Raw genomic sequence first — 19,591 nt, 5'->3', positions numbered from 1 at the left:
CATGACCCTCGCGCATCCCGGCACCCTCCGCGGCCGGCTCGTCACCCTCGAGCCGCTCGCGCTCGAGCAGCACGACGAGCTCGTCGCGGCCGCCCGCGACGGCGAGCTCTGGCGTCTCTGGTACACCTCGATCCCGTCGCCCGATGCGATGGACGCGGAGATCCGCCGCCGGCTGCGGCTGCAGGAGGCCGGCTCGATGCTGCCGTTCACCGCGCGACGGGCGGACACCGGTCGCGTGATCGGCATGACGACCTTCATGAACATCGACGCGACGACCCCGCGCGTCGAGATCGGTTCCACGTGGAACGCCGCGAGCGCTCACGGCACGGGTACGAACGCCGAGTCGAAGCTGCTGCTGCTCGCGCACGCCTTCGAGGTCTGGGACTGCCCGGCCGTCGAGTTCCGCACCGACTTCCACAACCACCAGTCGCGCGCCGCGATCGCGCGGCTCGGGGCGAAGCAGGACGGCGTGCTCCGCGCGCACCTGCGCCCGGCCGCCGGGTACGTCAGGGACACCGTGGTGTTCTCGATCACCCGGCCCGAGTGGCCCGGCGTGCGCCTGGGGCTCGAGCACCGCGTCGCGCGGCATCTGCCGGACGCCGGCGGCGCTCCGGGCCTGGGATAGGCCGGGAGCGCCGCCCCGCCGGGAGCTCGGCGCGCGCCGGGCCCGTCGGGATCCGCTCAGAGCGCGGCGCCGCTTGCGACCCCCGCCTCGGCTCCGGCGACGGGGACCAGGCGCTGCAGTTGGGTCACATGGCGCGGCTCGAGCTCCGCGAGCGAGGAGACGCCGAGGAGCTGCATGGTGCGCTCGATCTCGGTGCGGAGGATCGCGATGGTGCGATCGACCCCGGCGCGGCCGCCGGCCATGAGACCGTAGAGGTAGGCGCGGCCGATGAGCGTGAACTTCGCGCCCAGTGCGACGGCGGCGACGATGTCGGCGCCGTTCATGATGCCCGTGTCGATCATGATCGTCGCGTCGCGTCCGACCTCGCGGACGACCTTCGGGAGGAGATGGAACGGGATCGGGGCGCGGTCGAGCTGACGCCCGCCGTGGTTGGAGAGGACGATGCCGTCCACGCCGAGCTCGACGAGCTTCACGGCGTCGGGCACGTTCTGCACGCCCTTGATGACGATCTTGCCCGGCCAGATCTCGCGGATCACGGCGAGATCCTCGTAGCTGATCGTCGGATCCATGGCGGCGTTGAGGAGTTCCCCGACCGTGCCGCCGGTCGTCGAGAGGGAGGCGAACTCGAGCTTCGGGGTGGTGAGGAAGTCGATCCACCACCAGGGTCGGGGGATCGCATTGACGATGGTGCCGAGCGTGAGCTGCGGCGGGATGGAGAAGCCGTTGCGCTTGTCGCGCAGCCGCGCGCCGGCGACCGGCGTGTCGACCGTGAACATGAGGGTGTCGAAGCCGGCCTCGGCGGCGCGGCGGGCGAGGCCGTAGGAGATCTCGCGCTCGCGCATCACGTAGAGCTGGAACCAGTTGCGCCCGTCGGGGTTCACGGACGCGACGTCCTCGATGGTCGTCGTGCCGAGGGTCGAGAGGGTGAACGGGATCCCGGAGGCCGCCGCGGCGCCGGCGCCGGCGGTCTCTCCCTCGGTCTGCATGAGCCGGGTGAAGCCGGTGGGGGCGATGCCGAAGGGGAGCGCGGAGGGGCCGCCGAGGATCTCGCAGCTCATGTCCACGCGCTCGGCCGGGCGGAGGATGTCGGGGTGGAACTCGACGTCCTCGAAGGCCTGGCGGGCGCGCGTCAGCGAGATCTCGCCCTCGGCGGAGCCGTCCGTGTAGTCGAAGGCGGCCTTCGGGGTGCGGCGCTTCGCGATGGTGCGCAGATCCGCGATGGTGAGCGCGGATTCGAGGCGCCGGCGCTTGGCGTTGAGATCGGGCTTCTTGAACTGCATGAGCTCGAGGAGTTCGACGGGGTTGGGGAGCTGGCGAGTGACCATGGGAGACCTAACGCGATGCGGGGGTGTAGCGGATGGGGGAGGAGGATCGGGCGACGACGGCGCGGAGCGCCCCCGGCTCGTCGGGGATGAGACCCAGGGCCTGGGCCTGGACGAGCAGATTGCCCATCGCGGTGGCCTCGACGGGGCCCGCGAGGACCTCGAGCCCCGAACGGTCGGCGAGCCGCTGGCAGAGGAGCGCGTTCTGGGAGCCGCCGCCGACGACGTGGATCACGGACACCGGACGGTCTGCCAGCCGCGAGGCGGTCCGCACCGCCTCCGTGAAGGCGAGCGCGAGGCTCTCGACGATGGAGCGGAAGATCTCGGCGCGGCTCTCGGGGGCGCGCTCGCCGCGCTCCCGGAACCACGCGACGATGCGGCCGGGGAGGTCGCCTGGCGGCATGAACGCGGGATCGTTCGCGTCGAAGACCGGGATCGGGCCGGTCACCTCGGCGGCGGCGCCGAGCAGTTCGACGAGCAGGCTCGAGCGCTGCGCGTCCGTCGCATCGGGTTCCCAGGCCCGCAGGGACTCGGAGAACAGCCACATGCCCATGACGTTGTGGAGGAATCGCGTCGTGCCGCCGATCCCGCCCTCGTTCGTGAAGTTCGCGAGCCGCGCCTCCTCCGTGAGCACCGGGGCGTCGAGCTCGAGCCCGACGAGCCCCCAGGTGCCGCAGGAGATGTAGGCGAAATCGGGGCGCGTGGCCGGCACCGCGGCGACGGCCGAGGCGGTGTCGTGCGAGGCGACCGCGATCACGTCGATCCCGCGGCCGACCGCGGACTCGGCGTCTCCGGTGAGCGGGCCGAGCCGGGTGCCGGCGTCGATCAGGGGCGGCAGCAGCCGATCCGGCACCCCGGCGCGGGCCGCGAGCTCGCGGTCCCACTCGCCGCTGCGCGGATCGAGCAGGCCCGTCGTGGAGGCGTTGCTGCGCTCCGCGGCGGAGACCCCGGTGAGCCAGGAGTTCAGCAGGTCGGGGATCAGCAGCAGCTCGTCGGCGAGCTCGAGGAACTCGCCCTCGGCCGCGAGCTGGAAGACGGTGTTGAAGTCCAGGTGCTGGAGGCCGTTGCGGGCGTAGAGCTCCTCGGCCGGGATGCGGCTGCGCACCGCGGCGACCCCGGCCGCGGTGCGCGCGTCCCGGTAGTGGAAGGGGACGCCCAGGAGGCGGCCGTCGCGCAGCAGGCCGTAGTCCACGGCCCAGGAGTCGATCCCGATCGAGGCGATCTCCCCGGGGTGCGCGCGCTCGGCGGCGGCGAGACCCTGGAGGGCCTGCCGGTACAGCTCGAGCAGGTTCCAGTGCAGCCCGTCGGGCGTGCGCACCGGATCGTTGGCGAAGCGCGCGACGTGCTGCATGCGCAGCTCGGCGCCGCCCGGGCCGTCGACGATGCGACCGAGGATCACGCGCCCGCTCGTCGCGCCGAGGTCGACGGCGGCGACGGCGCGGGCCGCGCCCGCGCCGTCCGTGGCTGCCGGATCCGTCATCGCAGGAACGCGGCGGCGACGCCGGAGTCGACGGGGATGTGGAGGCCGGTGGTGCGGCTGAGCTCGGGGCCGGTGAGCACGTACACGGCGTCGGCGACGTTCTCGGGGACGACCTCCCGCTTGAGGATCGTGCGGTTCGCGTAGAACTGGCCGAGATCCTCCTCCTTCACCCCGTAGGTCGCGGCGCGGTTCGCGCCCCAGCCCGAGGCGAAGATGCCGGATCCCCGAACGACGCCGTCGGGGTTGATGCCGTTGACGCGGATGCCGTGCTCGCCGAGCTCGACCGCGAGCAGGCGGACCTGGTGCGCCTGATCGGCCTTCGTCGCCGAGTAGGCGATGTTGTTCGGGCCGGCGAAGACGCTGTTCTTCGAGGAGATGTAGATGACGTCGCCGCCCATGCCCTGGGCGATCATCGCGCGGGCCGCGGCCTGGGACACGAGGAAGGAGCCCTTCGCCATCACATCGTGCTGCAGGTTCCAGTCCGCCTCGGTCGTCTCGAGCAGCGGCTTCGAGAGGGAGAGCCCGGCGTTGTTCACCACGAGGTCGATGCCGCCGAACGCGAGCACGGCCGCGTCCATCGCGGCCTGGACCGCCGCGGCGTCGGCGACGTTCGCCGCGACGCCGACCGCGACGTCGGTGCCGCCGAGCTCGGCCGCCGCGGCCTGCGCCTTCTCCAGGTCGAGGTCGGCGACGACGACGCACGCGCCCTCGGCCGCGAGGCGCGTGGCGATGGCCTTGCCGATGCCCGAGGCCGCGCCGGTGACGAAGGCGATCCTGCCCTGGTGCGACTTCGGCTTCGGGAGCCGCTGCAGCTTCGCCTCCTCGAGCGCCCAGTACTCGATGCGGAACTTCTCCGCGTCGCTGATCGGGGCGTAGCTCGACAGGGCCTCGGCGCCGCGCATCACGTTGATCGCGTTGAGGTAGAACTCGCCGGCGACCCGGGCGGTCTGCTTGTTCGCGCCGTAGCTGAACATCCCCACGCCGGGCACGAGGACGATGAGCGGATCTGCGCCGCGCATCGCCGGGCTCGCGGCGTCGGCGTGCGCCTCGTAGTAGGCCCGGTAGTCCGCGCGGTAGGCCTCGTGCAGCTTGCGCAGGCGGTCGATCTGCTCCTCGAGCGTCGCGGTCGCGGGGAGGTCGAGCACCATCGGCTTCACCTTGGTGCGCAGGAAGTGGTCGGGGCAGCTCGTGCCGAGCGCGGCGAGCGGGGCGAGCTTCTCGCGGGAGAGGAAGTCGAGCACCGCCGCGTCGTCGGAGAAGTGGCCCACCATCGGCCTGTCGTGGGAGGCGATGCCGCGCAGCACGGGGGCGAGGGCCGCGGCCCGGCTGCGGCGCTCCTCGGCGGGGAGCGGGGCGAAGCCGTCGACGACCGCGCCGAAGGGCTCGGCGGCGCCGTGCTCGGCGATGTACGCCGCCGCGGTGTCGATGATCCAGAGCGAGTGGCGCTCGCACTCCTCGCTCGTGTCGCCCCAGGCGGTGATGCCGTGCCCGCCGAGGATGCAGCCGATGGCCTCGGGGTGCTCCGCCTTGATCGCGGCGATGTCGAGGCCGAGCTGGAAGCCGGGGCGGCGCCAGGGCACCCAGACGACGCGGTCGCCGAAGATCTTCGCGGTGAGCGCCTCGCCGTCGGCCGCCGTGGCGATCGCGATCCCGGAGTCGGGGTGGAGGTGGTCGACGTGCGCGGCGTCGACGAGCCCGTGCATGGCCGTGTCGATCGACGGGGCGGCTCCGCCCGTGCCGTGCAGGCAGTAGTCGAGCGCGGCGACCATCTCGTCCTCGCGCTCGATGCCGGGGTAGACGCCGGTCAGGGCCCGCAGCCGGTCGACGCGGAGCGCGGCGAGTCCGGTCTCGGTCAGCGTGCCGAGGTCGCCGCCCGAGCCCTTCACCCACATGAGCTCGACGTCGTCGCCGGTCACGGGATCGGCGGCGACGCCCTTCGCCGAGGTGTTGCCCCCGCGAAGTTCGTGTTCTTCTTGTCGGCGCCGAGGCGGTTCGATCGGGTGATGAGTTCGTCGACTGCGACGCTGCGGCTCATGGAGTCTCCTGGGGTGGGTGCGGGATCCGCGATTCGAGGAATGTTCTTTCGTGTGAATCTAACATGACATAACATCCTGGGCAAGATGCGGGCGGGAGCCGCGGGCGGGGGATCCCGCTCAGTCGGCGCGCAGCAGCAGCTCCCCGGTCTGGCTGTTCCAGATGCGGTCCTGATCCGGCAGATCCGCCCCGGGATAGCCGGTCAGATCCGGTGCCGCGACGCCCGCGGGGAGCAGCACTCCGAGCGGGGCGCCCTCCAGGGCGATGCCGAGTCCGCCGTCCTGTGGCCAGCTGCTCATGATCGTGCTCGTGCCGCCGGTCTCGTGGCTCACGGTGGGCGCCGCCACGGTCAGGCAGCCGCCGCCGAAGCTCTCGGGGGTGGGGCACCAGCGGCCGTTCGCGTCCTCGACGGTCGGCTCGGCCGCGGTGCCTCCGCCCGCGCCCCCGTCCTCGCCGGCCGCGGGCAGCTCGCGCCCCGCGAGGAACCAGGCGCGGGAGACCTGCGCCGTCGAGGTGCCCTCGGCCCCGTCCGTACCGGTGACGACGTTCCAGAGCGCCGCGTCGGTGTCGATCAGCGGGTGCGATCCGTCGTCCGGGACGAGCAGTTCGTTCGGTGTATCGGCGTTCGCATCGCCCGCGGCGCCGTCGCCGGCGGAGACCAGGACGTAGCCGACGAGGTAGCCGGCCGGCGGCGAGAAGGCGCCGCCGGAGACCGCGCTGTAGACGGAACCGTCGGTGAGCTCGAGCCAGAGCGGACGCGGCTCCTCCACGGGCTCCGTGGTCGCGGGCGCGGGGCCGTCCAGGGGGATCAGACGCAGCGTCTGCTCCTCCGGAGCGGCGACGTCGAGGCAGGCGATGCGCGTCGCGGTCTCCGTGAGCCAGCAGGCCGGGAGCGCAGCGGCCGTGGGGCCGCAGCTCACGGTGTTCTCGCCCGTGCCGTACTCGGATGCTCGGCAGTCGGACGGGGCCGCACCGCCGTCGAGCGGGCTCTCGTCGAGCGTCCACCCCTCGGAGAGGGCGCCATCGTCGTCGTAGGGGGCGAGCTCGATGACCTCGGTCTCGGGCTCCGGCTGCGGGTCCGCCGTCGCGGTCGGCGTCGGGGCGGTCTCCGGCCGTTCGCCGCATCCGGCGAGGCCGAGCGCCGCGCAGGCGACGAGTGCGGCGATCGCGGTACGGGTGACGAGCGGGCGGATCCGGGCAGGGCGTTCCATGCGTGTCCTTCGGGCCGTGGCGGGGCGACGGATGCCCCGCCGCGCCTTCCACCGTACGCGAACGCCGAGGCCGCACGGGCGATCCGGCGCTGGGTGGGGGTCAGGGCGCCGGTGCGGGACGCGGAGTCCCGATCCCGACCCGCGCCGAGCTCAGAGGAGCTCGACGTGTGCGCGATACGGGTCGAGCCGGTCGTCGTCCGGGTCGAGCTCGGTGATGAGCGTCGCGATCTCCGCGAGGTCGAGCGCCGCCCCCGTCGAGCGCTTGCCGAGCTTCGAGGAGTCGATGCACAGCACGGTGCGATCCGCCGCCGCGGCGAGATGCCGCTTCACCTCGGCCTCCGCGAGGGAGGCCTCCGACGTGCCGAGCACCGGATGCAGGGCGTCGGCGGAGGCGAAGAAGACCCGGGTGAGCAGCAGCCCCGCACCGGCATTCGCGATCGGCCCGACGAGGCTGCCCGTCACGGGCTCGTGACTGCCGCCCGTGAGCTGCGCGTCGAGGCCGGGCACGCGGGCGAGCGCCTCGAAGGTCTGCACCGAGTTCGTGCACGCGGCCAGCCCGTCGCGATCCCCGAGGGACTCGGCGAGCCCCTGCACCGTGGTCGAGGCGTCGAGCGCGATCGTCCCCGTGCGCGGCACGAGCGCGAGGGCCTTGCGGGCGATCACCCGCTTGGCCGCGGCCCGCGTGGCGAGCCGATCGTCGTGGCTGCGCGGCACCGGCGACGCGACGGCGCCCCCGCGGACCCGGCGGAGGAGTCCATCGATCTCGAGCGTTTCGAGGTCCCGCCGGATCGTCATCGATGACACCTCGAAGCGTGCCGCCGCCCGCTCGATCGAGAGCTCGCCCGACTCGCGAACGAGCTCGACGAGCTCCCTGCGGCGTCGTTCGCCGTCGATGCTGCCGTTCACCGCCATGATCCTGAAGTGTAGTGAAGTGCGGTGACGCGCAGTGATCCCCGGGCGGGCGCGTGATCCGGCGGTCCGTCGCGCTCGCCGCTTCCCGCCTCCCGCCGCCCCCGCCTTCCCCGTCTCGCCCCGCCTGCCCTCCCCGTCTGGCCCCGCCCTCCTCGTTTCACCCCGCCCTCCCCATCCCACCCCGCGTTCGCACGTCAGGCGTGGTCGCCGCCGGCCGCCCACCGTTCGCACGCCAGGAGTTGTGGGTAGATCGCCCGGGAAGTCGCAACGACTGACGTGCGAGGCAGGGTGAGGGGGCGAGCGGGGGTGGGGGCGTCAGAGGGGGTGGGGGCGTGAGAGGTGGTGGGGAGAGTCGAATCCGGACGCGCCCTCCCCGGCGATTCCTTCGCACGTCAGGAGTTGTGGGTTGATCGCCCGGGAAGTCGCAACGACTGACGTGCGAAGCGGGGTGTGGGGGCGGGCGGGGCGAGGGCGGGCGGGGTGGGGGACGAGCGCCGTTGGGGGCGAGCGCGAGCGGAGGCGAGGAGCGGGGCGAGCGCGGGCGCGGGCAGCGAAGCCGGCGCGCACCGCTTCATTGATCGCTCGGGAGCGCGGCTGCGCTCCCCGCGGGCACGGGGGACGCGGGCGGCGTCCGCCGCCGGCGTCGGGGATCGCGATCGCGGACCCGACGCCCGAGCCGTGCCGAGGCCCCGCACCTCCAGGCAACGCGGGGCGCGTGTCCTCCAGATAACGATTGCGTCTCGCTCGAGGGAGTGGTTGTGCGAATCGTCACGGGCTGGTAGTTTCAATGAAACATTCGAGGTTCATTGAACCAGTTTGACGATCGATCGCGGCGCGCAGCCTCGCGAGCGCATCCGTTCGCGGCGCGAAGTATCGCGGACGCGCACACCGCACCACCACGAAGGAGTGACCGAGATGGCACAGGCCGGCCCTTACGCAGGCGTGACGAGTTCCGAAGCCGCGATCGAACGCGCGATGAACCATGCGGGCGGGGTGCTGCGCCTCGCGCCCACCTGGGTGCCCCGCGCGTTCTGCACCCCGGGCCGGCGCATCAGGCTGCACCCCGACGACTACTTCCCGCTCGGCAAGGAGCGCGGCGGCATCGACGAGCGCTGGCTCGCGAGCGCGATCCGGGCCGAGAACGGCCCGCGCACCGACCCCTTCGAGGGGCTCAGCCTCGTCCGCGATCCCGAGGGCGGCGTCATCCCGCTCGACGAGCTCATCGCGCACGCGCAGGGCGACGCGATCGGCGCGTTGTGGGCCTCGCACGGCCTCTGGCCGATGTACTCGAAGTTCTTCGACAACGAGTTCCCCCTGCCCTTCCACATCCACCACCGCGACGAGCACGCGGCGCTCGTCGGCAAGCCGGGCAAGCCCGAGGCCTACTACTTCCCGCCGCAGATGAACAATCACGGCGGCCAGTTCCCCTACACCTTCTTCGGGCTGCACCCCGAGACCACGCGGGAGCAGCTGCGGGATCGGCTCGAGGCCTTCCTGCGCGGCGGCGACAACCGCATCACCGACCTCTCGAAGGCCTACCGCATCACGCCGGGCACCGGATGGGACGTGCCCGCCGGGGTGCTCCACGCCCCCGCGAGCATGTGCACCTACGAGCCGCAGGCGGCCTGCGACGTCTTCGCCATGACGGAGTCGTGGTCGAACAACCGCGAGGTCCCCGACGAGCTCATGTGGAAGGACGTGCCGGAGGACCGGGTCGGCGATCTCGACTTCATCGTCGATCTGGCGGACTGGGACCTCAACGTCGATCCCGAGTTCTGGAGCCACCGCTTCACCCCGCCCGTCGAGACGCTCGAGAGCCGGGCGGGCTCGCCCGAGTACGTGGAGCGCTGGATCACCTACCGCTCCGAGGCCTTCAGCGCGAAGGAGCTCACCGTCGCGCCCGGGGGATCGGTCACGATCGCCGACCGCGACGCGCACGGCCTCATCGCCGTCGCCGGCCACGGCACGATCGGGGACGCCCACATCGCGGCCATCTCGAGCATCCGCTACGGCCAGTTCTCGAGCGACGAGTTCTTCGTCACCGCGGGCGCCGCGGCCGATGGCGTGCGCGTGGTCAACACCTCCGCGACCGACGACCTCGTGATGCTCAAGCACTTCGGCCCGGGCAACCGGCAGCTCGCCGCCGAGCGCGGCGAGCTGGGGATCTGACCGTGGCCGAGGACCCCGAGCTCTACGGGCGCCCGCTCGCCGAGGCGAGGCGGCGCGTCGGCGCGCCCGCGCAGCTCGCCCGCATCGACGAGTACGAGGTGATGCAGGGCCCCGGCCGCGGATCCCGGCGTACCGTGCTGACGTCCGGCGGCGGGCTCACGGTGGAGCTGCTGCCCGACCGGGCGCTCGACATCGGCGCGGCGAGCTACCGCGGCGTCCCGATCGCCTGGCACTCGCCCACGGGCTTCACCGCCCCGGGCCTGACGAGCGATGCCGGCACGGACTGGCTCCGCGGCTTCGGCGGCGGGCTCCTCGCGACCTGCGGCCTGGACGCCTACGGCCCGCCGAGCACCGATGCCGGCGTCGACTATCCCATGCACGGCCGCATCGGCGCCGTGCCGGCGGTCGTCACCCGCGCCCAGGTGACGGACGCCGAGCTCGTGGTCGAGGCCGAGGTGCGCCAGGCCGCCGTGCACGGCGAGCACCTCGTGCTGCATCGGCGGGTGTCGGTGCCGCTCGGCGGCGCTGCGATCGTGGTCGAGGATCGCGTGACGAACGCCTCGGACGCGTCCACCGGGCACATGGTGCTCTACCACGCGAACCTCGGCTGGCCGCTCCTCGACGACGGGGCCGTCCTCGAGATCCCGTCGAGCTCCGTCTCCCCCCGAGACGCCGATGCCGAGCGCGGTCTCGCGCGGTGGTTCGAGATCACGGGGCCCGTGCCGGGCGCTGCCGAGCAGGTGTTCAAGCACGACTTCACGGGCGCCGGCACCGCCGAGGTCTCCCTCGACAACGCCGCCCGCGATCTGCGCGTCGCCGTGCGGTTCGACGCGGAGACGCTCCCGGCGCTCCACCAGTGGAAGATGCTCGGCGAGGGCCAGTACGTCCTCGGCCTCGAGCCCACGAACGTCGACTGGAGCCGCGGCCGGGCCGCAGCCCGAGAGGCGGGCGTGCTGCCCGAGCTCGGCCCGGGCGAGAGCGTCGCATACCGAATCGAGTTCCATTGCGGGCCGAGCCGCCAGGGCGCCTCGGCCGAGACGGGAGGTGCCGCATGAACGCGGCTCTGGAGATGCGGGGCATCTCGAAGTCGTTCCCCGGCATCCGGGCGCTCGCCGACGTCGACCTCGTCGCCCGCGCGGGCGAGGTGCACGCGATCGTCGGCGAGAACGGCGCGGGCAAGTCGACGCTGATGAAGATCCTCGCCGGCGTGTACCAACCGGACGAGGGATCCATCAGCCTGAACGGCGAGCGCACGCGCATCGCCGGGCCGATCGACGCCCGCAAGCGCGGCATCGGCATGGTCTACCAGGAGCTCAATCTCGTCCCCGACCTCACGGTGGCCGAGAACATCATGCTCGGATCGACGCCCGCACGGCTCGGCTTCGTGCGCCGTCGCGCCCTCACGGAGGCCGCCACGAGCGTGCTCGAGGCCTTCGACGCGCGCATCGACCCCGGCGCCGTCCTCGGGTCGCTCACGGTGAGCCAGCAGCAGATCGTGGAGATCGCGAAGGCGTATGCGCAACGGCCGAGCATCATCGTGCTCGACGAGCCGACCTCGTCCCTCAGCGAGCACGAGGCGCAGGCGCTCTTCCACATCGTGCGCCGCATGCGGGCGGACGGCATCGCCATCATCTACATCAGCCACCGCCTGCGCGAGGTGCTCGATCTCGCCGACCAGGTCACGGTGCTCCGCGACGGCAGGCAGATCGAGACGCGGGCGGCCGAGGGACTCACGGCGGGCGAGATGATCCGGCTCATGGTGGGACGCGATCTCACCGACATCTTCCCGAAGCGCGAGGTGCCGATCGGGGAGACCGTCCTCGAGGTCGACGGACTGACGCGGCCCGGGGCGTTCGCCGATGTCTCCCTGCGCGTGCGCGCCGGCGAGATCGTCGGGCTCGCCGGCCTCGTCGGCGCCGGCCGCACGGAGGTCGCCCGCGCCGTCTTCGGCCTCGACCGCGCCCAGTCGGGCGAGGTGCGCGTTGACGGGGCGCCCGTCGCCGCGCGCACGCCCGCCCAGGGCGTCGCGGCGGGGATCGCCTACGTGCCCGAGGACCGCAAGCGCGACGGCATCGTGCCGTCGGCCTCCATCAAGGACAACATCGCGCTGCCGGTGCTCGGCGGGCTCTCGACGGCGGGCTGGATCTCCCGCGGCCGGGAGCGCACGATGGCCCGTACGCAGGTCGAGACGCTCGGCGTCTCGCCGCCGGTCATCGAGCGCGCCGTCGACACCCTGAGCGGCGGCAACCAGCAGAAGGTCGTCATCGCCAAGTGGCTCGCGGCGCGGCCGCGCGTGCTCATCCTCGACGAGCCGACGCGCGGCGTCGACGTCGGCGCGAAGGCCGACATCCACGAGATCATCGGCGAGCTCGCCGCCGCGGGCACCGCGATCCTGCTGATCTCCTCCGAGCTCCCCGAGGTGCTCGCGGTGAGCGACCGGATCTACGTGCTCCACGAGGGGCGCGTCTCGGCGGAACTCGACCGATCGGAAGCCGACGAGGCCGCGGTGATGCACGCGGCGACCGGAGAGGCGGTGCGCGCATGAGCGACGCGAAGCTGGACACGAGACTCGACACGACCGCCACGGGCGTGCCGGGCACGAGCCGGGTGACCCGCGCCAAGCTGGGCGCGCGCCTCGGCCCGCTCATCGGCATGCCCGTGGGCATCGTGCTGCTGCTCGTCATCGGCGCCCTGCTCTCCGATCGCTTCCTCTCGATCGGCAACCTCGTCAACGTCCTCATCAACATCTCGATCCTCGGCGTGATCGTCGTGGGCATGACCTTCGTGTTCATCACGCGCGGGCTCGCCGACCTCTCGGTGCCGGCGACGGTCGCCGTGGGCGCGATCCTCACGCTCGGGCTGCAGCCGGCCATTGGCACCTTCCCCGCCGCGCTCGTCGGCATCCTGGCCGCCTGCGCGGCGGGGGCGGTCAACGGCCTGCTCATCGGCTACGCCCGCATCAACCCCGTGATCACGACGCTCGGGGTCAGCACGATCGTGCTCGGCATCGCGCAGTGGAGCGTGGGCGGGGTGATCGTCTACGGCTCGGACCCGGCGGCGCAGGCCTTCATCAACGGCCGGGTGCTCGGCATCCCCGTCATCGTCATCATCTTCCTCGTCGTCGCGCTGCTCGGGCATCTCGTGCTCTCGCGGACCGTGCTCGGCCGGTGGGTGTACGCCGCCGGCAGCAACCCCGATGCGACGCGCGCGAGCGCTGTGCCGCTGGCGCGCACCCGGGCGACGGCCTTCGTGATGACCGGGGCGCTCAGCGGCCTGGCGGGGGCGCTGCTCGGGATCACCCTGCAGACCGCGCGGCCAGCGATCGGCGTGGGCTACGAGTTCGATGCCATCACCGCGGTCGTCGTGGGCGGCATCAGTCTGCTCGGCGGCTCCGGGAGCATCCCCCGCGCGCTCGGCGGCCTGCTGTTCGTCGCCCTGCTCAACAACATCCTCGTGCTGCAGGGCGTGCCCACCGCGGTGCAGGGGATCGCCAAGGGACTGCTCATCGTCGGAGCGGTCTCCCTCGACATCTACCTCCGACGGAAGGGAGGCCGGTCATGAGCACCGCAGCCTCGCCCCGGGGCGGCTGGAGCCTGGCGCTGCTCGGGCTCGTGCGCTACCGGGTCATCGTGATCCTCGCCGCGACGCTCGTCATCGCCGCGACCTTCGTCCCCGGCTTCTTCGACGCCCGCACGCTCAGCCTCGGCATCGACCGCGTGGCCACCATGGGCCTCATCGCCATCGGGCTCACGGTCGTGCTCATCGCCGGCCAGCTCGATCTCTCCGGCGGCGCGATCCTCGCGCTCTCCGGGATCGCCGCGGTCGGTCTGCAGGAGCCGCTCGGGCAGATCCCCGCGGCGTTCGTCGGGCTCGGCGTCGGCCTGCTGGCGGGCTGCGTGAACGGGGTGCTCGTGGTGATCCTGCGGATCAACTCGCTCGTGGCCACGCTCGCCTCCATGCTGCTCTTCCGCGCCGTCTGCCACCTCATCACGGACTCGCGGCCGGTCAGCGGCATCGACCCGTTCTTCGGCATTCCGCTGACCCAGCCCGTGCTCGGCACCCTCTCGACTCGGGTCTTCATCTTCGTCGTGCTGATCCTGCTGCTGCACGTGTGGCTCACGCGCATGGTCTCCGGGCGCAACCTCTTCGCGGTCGGCAGCAACGCCACGAGCGCGGCGGCGAGCGGCATCCGCTCGCGCTGGTACCTGTTCGGCGCCTTCGTCTTCAGCGGGCTCATGGCCGGGATCGCCGGGGTGACCTTCGGGATCGCCTCGAACACCGGCTCCCCGGTGTTCGGCGACACGATCGTGCTCACCGCGATCGCCGCCGTGGTGATCGGCGGCACCCGGCTCGAGGGCGGGATCGGCTCGGCGCTCGGCACCCTCGGCGGGCTGCTCACCCTCGCGGCGCTCACCACCGCGATGGAGTACCAGAGCATCCCCGCCTACGTGCAGGACATCGTGACCGGCGCGATCCTGCTCCTCCTCATCCTGCTCGACCGACTCACCCATGCCCGACGCGGCACCGACGTCTCACCCGCCGCGCTGCTGCGGCGCCTCTCATCGCAGAGCGGCGCCGAACACCCCCAGGAAACCGAAAGGACACCCGCATGATCACGAAGGCACTCACCGGAGGCGTGGCGCTCGCCGCCGCGCTGCTCCTCGCCTCCTGCTCCGGCTCGGGCGGCGCGCCCGCCGCCTCCGAGGGCGCCGCCGCCGACGGCGCCGGCAAGGAGATCTGCTACATCACGGCGGCCGAGTCGCACGCCTACGCGACGCCCGCGAACGAGGCGTTCCAGGCCGCGGCCGATGAGGCCGGCGCCAAGGTCACCATGCTCAGCCAGGACTTCGACGTGCAGACCGGCACCGAGCAGCTCACCACCTGCATCGGGCGCAGTCCTGACGGCATCGTGCTGTGGCCGCTCGACCCGCAGGCGTACATCCCCGGGCTCATCCAGGCGCAGACCGCGGGCATCCCCGTGGTGCTCATCAACTCGCCCATGGACGACGAGGCGCTCGAGCTCGTGGCGAGCTTCACCGGACCCGACGTCTACGAGGAGGGCGTGCTCTCCGCCGAGGCCATGGACGAGGCGCTCGGCGGCGAGGGCGGCGTCGTCATCATCGCCGGCCAGGCGGGCAACGGCACGAGCATCGGCCGCACCGACGGCTTCACGGAGCAGCTCGAGGAGCTCGGTTCCGGGATCGAGGTGCTGCAGACGGTGAACGCCGACTTCGATCAGCAGAAGGCGCTCGTCGCGAGCCGCGACCTCATCACGCGGTTCGGCGACGACATCGACGGCGTCTACGCGAACGACGACACGATGGCCCGCGGCTTCATCGACGCCTGGGCCGAGGCGGGGAAGGACCCCGGGGCGATCCCGCCGATCGTGGGCATCAACGGCCAGCAGGACGCCTTCGACTCGATCCGTGACGGCCAGTTCTACGCGACGATCGTGCAGTCGCCGGTCGAGGACGGCAAGCTCGCGCTCGAGACGATCCTGCAGGCGGCCGCGGGCGAGCAGGTCGAGGCGCGGATCCCGATCCCCCTCACCGTCGTCACGGCGGAGAACGTCGAGGACGTCGAACCGGCCTTCTGAGTCCGGATCGGCCGTCCGAGTCCGGATCGGCGGGGGCGGGGCGCACGCGGTGCGCCCCGCCCCCGCTCGCGTCCATCGGCCCTGCGGCACTGGGATCCTACGGCACTGGGATCCTGCGGCACTGCGGCCCTCCCGATCCCGATCTCCCGATCCCGATCTCCCGATCCCGATCTCCCGATCCCGATCTCGATCCCATTCCCGCGTCGCGGCCGGGATCGGGGCCGCCGAGCGCTCAGGCCGAGGCGCGCACGACGAGCTCCGGGGCGAGCACGATGTGGTTCGCCTCGGGGAGCGGCCCTGCGGGATCGATGAGGTGCATCATCATCTCGACCGCGGTCCGCCCGAGGAGCTCGCGGGGCTGGGCGATGGTCGTGAGCGGCACCGCGCCGAGCTCGGCCCAGGCGATGTCGTCGTAGCCGACGACGGCGATGTCCTCGGGCACGCGCAGTCCGGCGCCGAGGAGCTCCTGCACGAGCCCGAGCGCGAGCATGTCGTTGGCGCACAGCACCGCCGTCGGGCGCTTGTCCCGCGGGCGGGCGGCGAGCGCGGCGCCCAGCCGGCGCCCGTCGTCGACGGTCCACGACGCCGCGGAGACGAGCTCGAGGGTGATGTCCCCGTCGGAGCGGTTGACGACCTCGCGCGCGCCCGCGTAGCGGAGACGGACCTTCGGCGAGCGGTGGGGGTGCCCGAGGAAGGCGATCCTGCGATGCCCGCCGGCGATGAGGTGGCGCGCGCCGAGCCGTCCGCCCTCGCGGTCGTCGATGACGACGGACCACACGTCGCGGTCGTCGCCGACGCGGTCGACGAAGACCATCGGCACGCCGCGGTCCTTGAGCATGTCGAGCCGGGAGCTCTTCTCGTCGACGGGCGAGATGATGATGCCCTGCACGCGCTGCTGCACGAGGAGGTCGAGGTTCTGCGACTCGAGCTGCGGGTCGTACGAGCTGTTGCAGAGCACGACGCCGAGATCCTGCTCCCGGCACACCGCCTCGGCGCCGAGGGCGACGTCCACGAAGAAGGGGTTGCCGAGCTCGGCGACGGCGATCCCGATCGTCCGCGCGCGGCCCGGGCGGAACTGCCGGGAGCGCTGATCGGGGACGAAGTCGAGCTCGGCGATGGCCTGCAGCACGCGCTCGCGGGTGTCCGTGCGGACGTAGGACGGCCGATTGAGCACATTGCTCACGGTGCCGGAGGAGACTCCGGCGAGGCGGGCGACGTCACGGATGGTCGCCATGGGCTAGCGCCTCGCCGGGGTCCGGGAATGGTTCATTGAACAATACTATCCCCCGCGCCGCCGCTCGCACGTCAGGAACGGCCTACGCCCTGCTCGCTTCTCACCGCTCGCACGTCAGGAGTTGTCGGTAGATCGCCTGCGAAGTCGCAACGACTGACGTGCGAGGGGGAGACGGGCCGAGTCGACCCGGCCCGGCCCTACCCGGCCCGGCCCGTCGGCCGGAGCTACGCGCCCCAGCTGGCCTGCGTGCCGCCGACCCGCTCCGCGGAGATCTTCTCGAAGTAGCCCGAGGCCGCATAGGCCGCCATCGGATCCTCGGGGAGCCCGCGGGAGGCGCGCCACTCCGCGAGCGCGGGGCGCACGTCAGTCTGGTAGGCGTCCATGAAGATCGCGTTCGCGCCGAGCACGTCGCCCGCGCGCTGCGCCGTCGCGAGCGCTTCGCGGTCCACGAGCAGCGCGCGCGCCGTCATCTCCTGCACGTTGAGCACCGAGCGGATCTGGCCGGGGATCTTGTCCTCGACGTTGTGGCACTGGTCGAGCATGAAGGCGACCGGGCTGTCCTCGTCGAGCCCGCCGCCGCGGAGCACCTCGAAGAGGATGCGGAAGAGCTGGAAGGGATCCGCCGCGCCGACGATGAGGTCGTCGTCGGCGTAGAAGCGGGAGTTGAAGTCGAAGGAGCCGAGCTTGCCGAGGCGCAGCAGCTGCATGACGATGAACTCGATGTTCGTCCCGGGGGCGTGGTGCCCGGTGTCGAGGCACACCATGGCGCGCTCGCCGAGCGCGGACACCTGCGCGTAGGAGGTGCCCCAGTCCGGCACATCGGTGTGGTAGAACGCCGGCTCGAAGAACTTGTACTCGAGCACCAGGCGCTGATCGCCCGAGAGCCTGGCGTAGATCTCCTGCAGGGACTCCTGGAGGCGATCCTGACGCCCGCGCAGATCGGCCTGCCCGGGGTAGTTCGACCCCTCGGCGAGCCAGATCTTCAGATCGCGCGAGCCGGTCCGCCCCATGATGTCGATGCACTCGAAGTGGTGATCGATCGCCTTGCGCCGGATCGCCGCGTCCTCGTGGGTGAGCGCGCCGAACTTGTAGTCGTCGTCCTGGAACGTGTTCGAGTTCACCGTGCCGATCGCGACGCCCTGATCGTGCGCGTAGCCCGTGAGCGCGTCGTAGTCCTCGACCTTGTCCCACGGGATGTGGATGGCCACGGCGGGGGCGAGGCCGGTGTAGCGGTGCACCTGGGCGGCGTCGGCGACCTTCTCGAAGGGATCGCGCGGCGTGCCCGGCGTGCCGAACACCTTGAAGCGGGTCCCGGAGTTGCCGTAGGCCCAGGAGGGGACCTCGATGGCCTGCCGCGCGAGGACGGCGAGGGAGTCGGGGGACAAGGGGGTGCTCATGATCTGCGCTTCCTATCGGGGTTCTGCAGCCGCGGTCTCGGGATCCCCGCGGCGGGAGGAGCCCGCGCGATGGCGGGCGAGCTGGTCTTCGAGGTGGAACACCTCGGGAATTCTGGGGGCCTCCTGATCCGGACGCCCGGAGGAGGAGACGAAGTAGTCGGCCATGCGGGCCTCCCACGCGGCGGTGCGCGGGTCGGCGGCCAGCGCCCGCTGGGCGGCCTCGTCGTCATCGGTCTCGTAGTAGCCGATGAGCAGGCCGTCGGGGCGGAGGAAGAGGGAGTAGTTGCGGCGGCCGGCGGCCTCGATGGCCTCGAGCATCTCGGGCCAGACGGCGGCGTGGTGGGCGGTGTAGGCCTCGAGGCGATCGGGCTTCACCTGCATCTGGAAGCAGACGCGCACGGGTCCTCCTCGGGGTGGGGATCGGGATCGGGGCGCGGATCGGGACCGGAGTGCGGGATCGGCGATCCGCGAGCGGACGAGGGATCCGGGCGCCGGGAAGCGGTCGGCGTCCGCGGCGGCCGGGGGACCCGCGGGGCCCGACCGGGCCCCGCGGGGACGACTCAGAAGTCGAAGTCGTCGATGTTCTCGGCGTTGAAGCGGAACGGGTCGCCGAGCAGGACAACGCCGTCGGCGCCGACCTCGTACTCGCCGAGATCGCCGGCCTCGAAGGTGTCGCCCTCGGCGCCGGTGATGTCGCCCGCGACGAGCGCGTTCGCGGCGTAGGCGGTGAGGTAGCCGAGCTCCTCGGGGTTCCACAGCGCGAACTCGGTGACGGTGCCGTCCTCGACGTACTCGCGCATCTGGTTCGGGGTGCCGAGGCCCGTGACCGCGACCTCGCCCTTCGCGTCGGAGGTGGAGAGGTAGCGCGCCGCCGCGGCGATGCCGACGGTGGTCGGCGAGACGATGCCCTTGAGCTCCGGGTAGGTCTGCAGCAGGGCCGCGGTCTTGTCGAACGAGGTCTGGTCGTCGTCGTCGCCGTAGACGACCTCGACGAGCTCCACGTCCGGGTGGTTCGCCTCGAGCTCCTCCTTCATGAGGTCGATCCAGGCGTTCTGGTTGGTCGCGTTGGCCGCGGCCGAGAGGATCGCGATCTGGCCCTTGTCGCCAATCTGCTCGGTGATCATGTCGACCTGCACCTGGGCGATGCCGGCGGCGTCGGCCTGGTTGATGAAGAGGTCGCGGCAGTCGGTGTTCGTGTCGGAGTCGAAGGTGACGACCTTCACGTCGTTGTCGCGCGCCTCGTTGAGCGCGTCGCAGATGGCCTGCGGATCGTTCGCCGAGACGGCGAGCGCATCCACGCCCTGCTGCGTGGCCGTGTTGATGAAGCTGACCTGCGCGTCGGGCGTGGCCTCGGCCGGGCCGACCTCGTTGAAGGTGCCGCCGAACTCCTCGACGGCCGCCTCGCCGCCCTTGCTCGAGGTGTCGAAGTAGGGGTTGCCGAGGTTCTTCGGCAGGAAGGTGACGCTCGCGCCGGAGCCCGAGTCACCGGAACCGGCGTCGCCCGATCCCGAATCGCCGCTGCTGGAGCAGCCCGACAGCACCAGGGCGGCGCTGGCAGCGAGGGCGATGATCGCGCCGGCCTTCTTCGTGTTCTTCTGGAACCACATCGTT

At 72.1% G+C, this 19,591-nt stretch carries 15 protein-coding genes and 1 pseudogene; 7 read left to right on the top strand and 9 right to left on the bottom strand.

Going from position 1 to position 19,591, the window contains the following annotated elements:
- The first annotated feature begins 1 nt into the window (after position 1).
- Entirely contained in the window at positions 2-625 is a 624-nt protein-coding gene (locus tag MUN78_RS14250; RefSeq protein ID WP_244727278.1) for a GNAT family N-acetyltransferase, read from the top strand.
- A gap of 56 nt (positions 626-681) precedes the next feature.
- On the opposite strand, the gene MUN78_RS14245 is transcribed toward MUN78_RS14250, so the two are convergent.
- The 5 genes and pseudogenes from MUN78_RS14245 to MUN78_RS14225 form a co-directional block, all read right to left on the bottom strand.
- Entirely contained in the window at positions 682-1,950 is a 1,269-nt protein-coding gene (locus MUN78_RS14245) for an alpha-hydroxy acid oxidase (RefSeq protein ID WP_244727276.1), read from the bottom strand.
- Between the two features lie 7 nt (positions 1,951-1,957).
- Positions 1,958-3,427: a rhamnulokinase gene (locus MUN78_RS14240; protein ID WP_244727275.1), complete on the bottom strand. Its 1,470-nt coding sequence runs from the start codon at positions 3,425-3,427 to the stop codon at positions 1,958-1,960.
- A pseudogene (locus MUN78_RS14235) lies at positions 3,424-5,462 on the bottom strand (bifunctional aldolase/short-chain dehydrogenase). The gene MUN78_RS14240 and the pseudogene MUN78_RS14235 overlap by 4 nt, the downstream one beginning before the upstream one ends.
- 118 nt (positions 5,463-5,580) lie before the next feature.
- On the bottom strand, positions 5,581-6,672 hold the full coding sequence (locus MUN78_RS14230; RefSeq protein ID WP_244727273.1) for a hypothetical protein: 1,092 nt from the start codon (positions 6,670-6,672) through the stop codon (positions 5,581-5,583).
- A gap of 150 nt (positions 6,673-6,822) precedes the next feature.
- The gene (locus MUN78_RS14225; protein ID WP_244727271.1) at positions 6,823-7,584 is read right to left on the bottom strand and encodes a DeoR/GlpR family DNA-binding transcription regulator; all 762 of its coding nucleotides are present in this window, start codon (positions 7,582-7,584) and stop codon (positions 6,823-6,825) included.
- A gap of 915 nt (positions 7,585-8,499) precedes the next feature.
- Here MUN78_RS14225 and MUN78_RS14215 point away from each other — a divergent pair.
- The 6 genes from MUN78_RS14215 to MUN78_RS14190 are packed head-to-tail and all read left to right on the top strand — an operon-like array spanning position 8,500 to position 15,349.
- Entirely contained in the window at positions 8,500-9,753 is a 1,254-nt protein-coding gene (locus MUN78_RS14215; RefSeq protein WP_244727269.1) for a cupin domain-containing protein, read from the top strand.
- Positions 9,754-9,755: 2 nt separating this feature from the next.
- Positions 9,756-10,808 (top strand): aldose 1-epimerase family protein, encoded by a 1,053-nt coding sequence (locus MUN78_RS14210; protein WP_244727267.1) that lies wholly within the window; start codon positions 9,756-9,758, stop codon positions 10,806-10,808.
- Positions 10,805-12,298, top strand: coding sequence for a sugar ABC transporter ATP-binding protein (locus tag MUN78_RS14205; RefSeq protein WP_244691759.1), 1,494 nt, complete (start codon positions 10,805-10,807; stop codon positions 12,296-12,298). Before MUN78_RS14210 ends, MUN78_RS14205 begins: the two co-directional genes overlap by 4 nt.
- Positions 12,295-13,314: an ABC transporter permease gene (locus MUN78_RS14200; RefSeq protein ID WP_244691757.1), complete on the top strand. Its 1,020-nt coding sequence runs from the start codon at positions 12,295-12,297 to the stop codon at positions 13,312-13,314. The genes MUN78_RS14205 and MUN78_RS14200 overlap by 4 nt, the downstream gene beginning before the upstream one ends.
- Positions 13,311-14,366, top strand: a complete 1,056-nt coding sequence (locus MUN78_RS14195) for an ABC transporter permease (protein ID WP_244691755.1) — start codon at positions 13,311-13,313, stop codon at positions 14,364-14,366. The genes MUN78_RS14200 and MUN78_RS14195 overlap by 4 nt, the downstream gene beginning before the upstream one ends.
- Positions 14,363-15,349, top strand: a complete 987-nt coding sequence (locus tag MUN78_RS14190; RefSeq protein ID WP_244727266.1) for a sugar ABC transporter substrate-binding protein — start codon at positions 14,363-14,365, stop codon at positions 15,347-15,349. The genes MUN78_RS14195 and MUN78_RS14190 overlap by 4 nt, the downstream gene beginning before the upstream one ends.
- Before the next feature lie 232 nt (positions 15,350-15,581).
- Here the strand turns inward: MUN78_RS14190 and MUN78_RS14185 are convergent, their stop codons facing one another.
- The 4 genes from MUN78_RS14185 to rhaS form a co-directional block, all read right to left on the bottom strand.
- Complete coding sequence (locus tag MUN78_RS14185; protein ID WP_244691751.1) at positions 15,582-16,583, bottom strand: LacI family DNA-binding transcriptional regulator; 1,002 nt, start codon at positions 16,581-16,583, stop codon at positions 15,582-15,584.
- Positions 16,584-16,807: 224 nt separating this feature from the next.
- Positions 16,808-17,980 (bottom strand): L-rhamnose isomerase, encoded by a 1,173-nt coding sequence (gene rhaI, locus MUN78_RS14180; protein WP_244727264.1) that lies wholly within the window; start codon positions 17,978-17,980, stop codon positions 16,808-16,810.
- Positions 17,981-17,992: 12 nt separating this feature from the next.
- Complete coding sequence (locus tag MUN78_RS14175; protein WP_244691747.1) at positions 17,993-18,379, bottom strand: L-rhamnose mutarotase; 387 nt, start codon at positions 18,377-18,379, stop codon at positions 17,993-17,995.
- Between the two features lie 161 nt (positions 18,380-18,540).
- The gene (gene rhaS, locus MUN78_RS14170; RefSeq protein WP_244691745.1) at positions 18,541-19,587 is read right to left on the bottom strand and encodes a rhamnose ABC transporter substrate-binding protein; all 1,047 of its coding nucleotides are present in this window, start codon (positions 19,585-19,587) and stop codon (positions 18,541-18,543) included.
- Positions 19,588-19,591 lie beyond the last annotated feature (4 nt).

The sequence above is a fragment of the Leucobacter allii genome, assembly GCF_022919155.1.
Taxonomy (GTDB): Bacteria; Actinomycetota; Actinomycetes; order Actinomycetales; family Microbacteriaceae; genus Leucobacter; species Leucobacter allii.
Note: the sequence above shows the minus strand (reverse complement) of the source record. Positions and strands in the feature narration are given on the sequence as shown.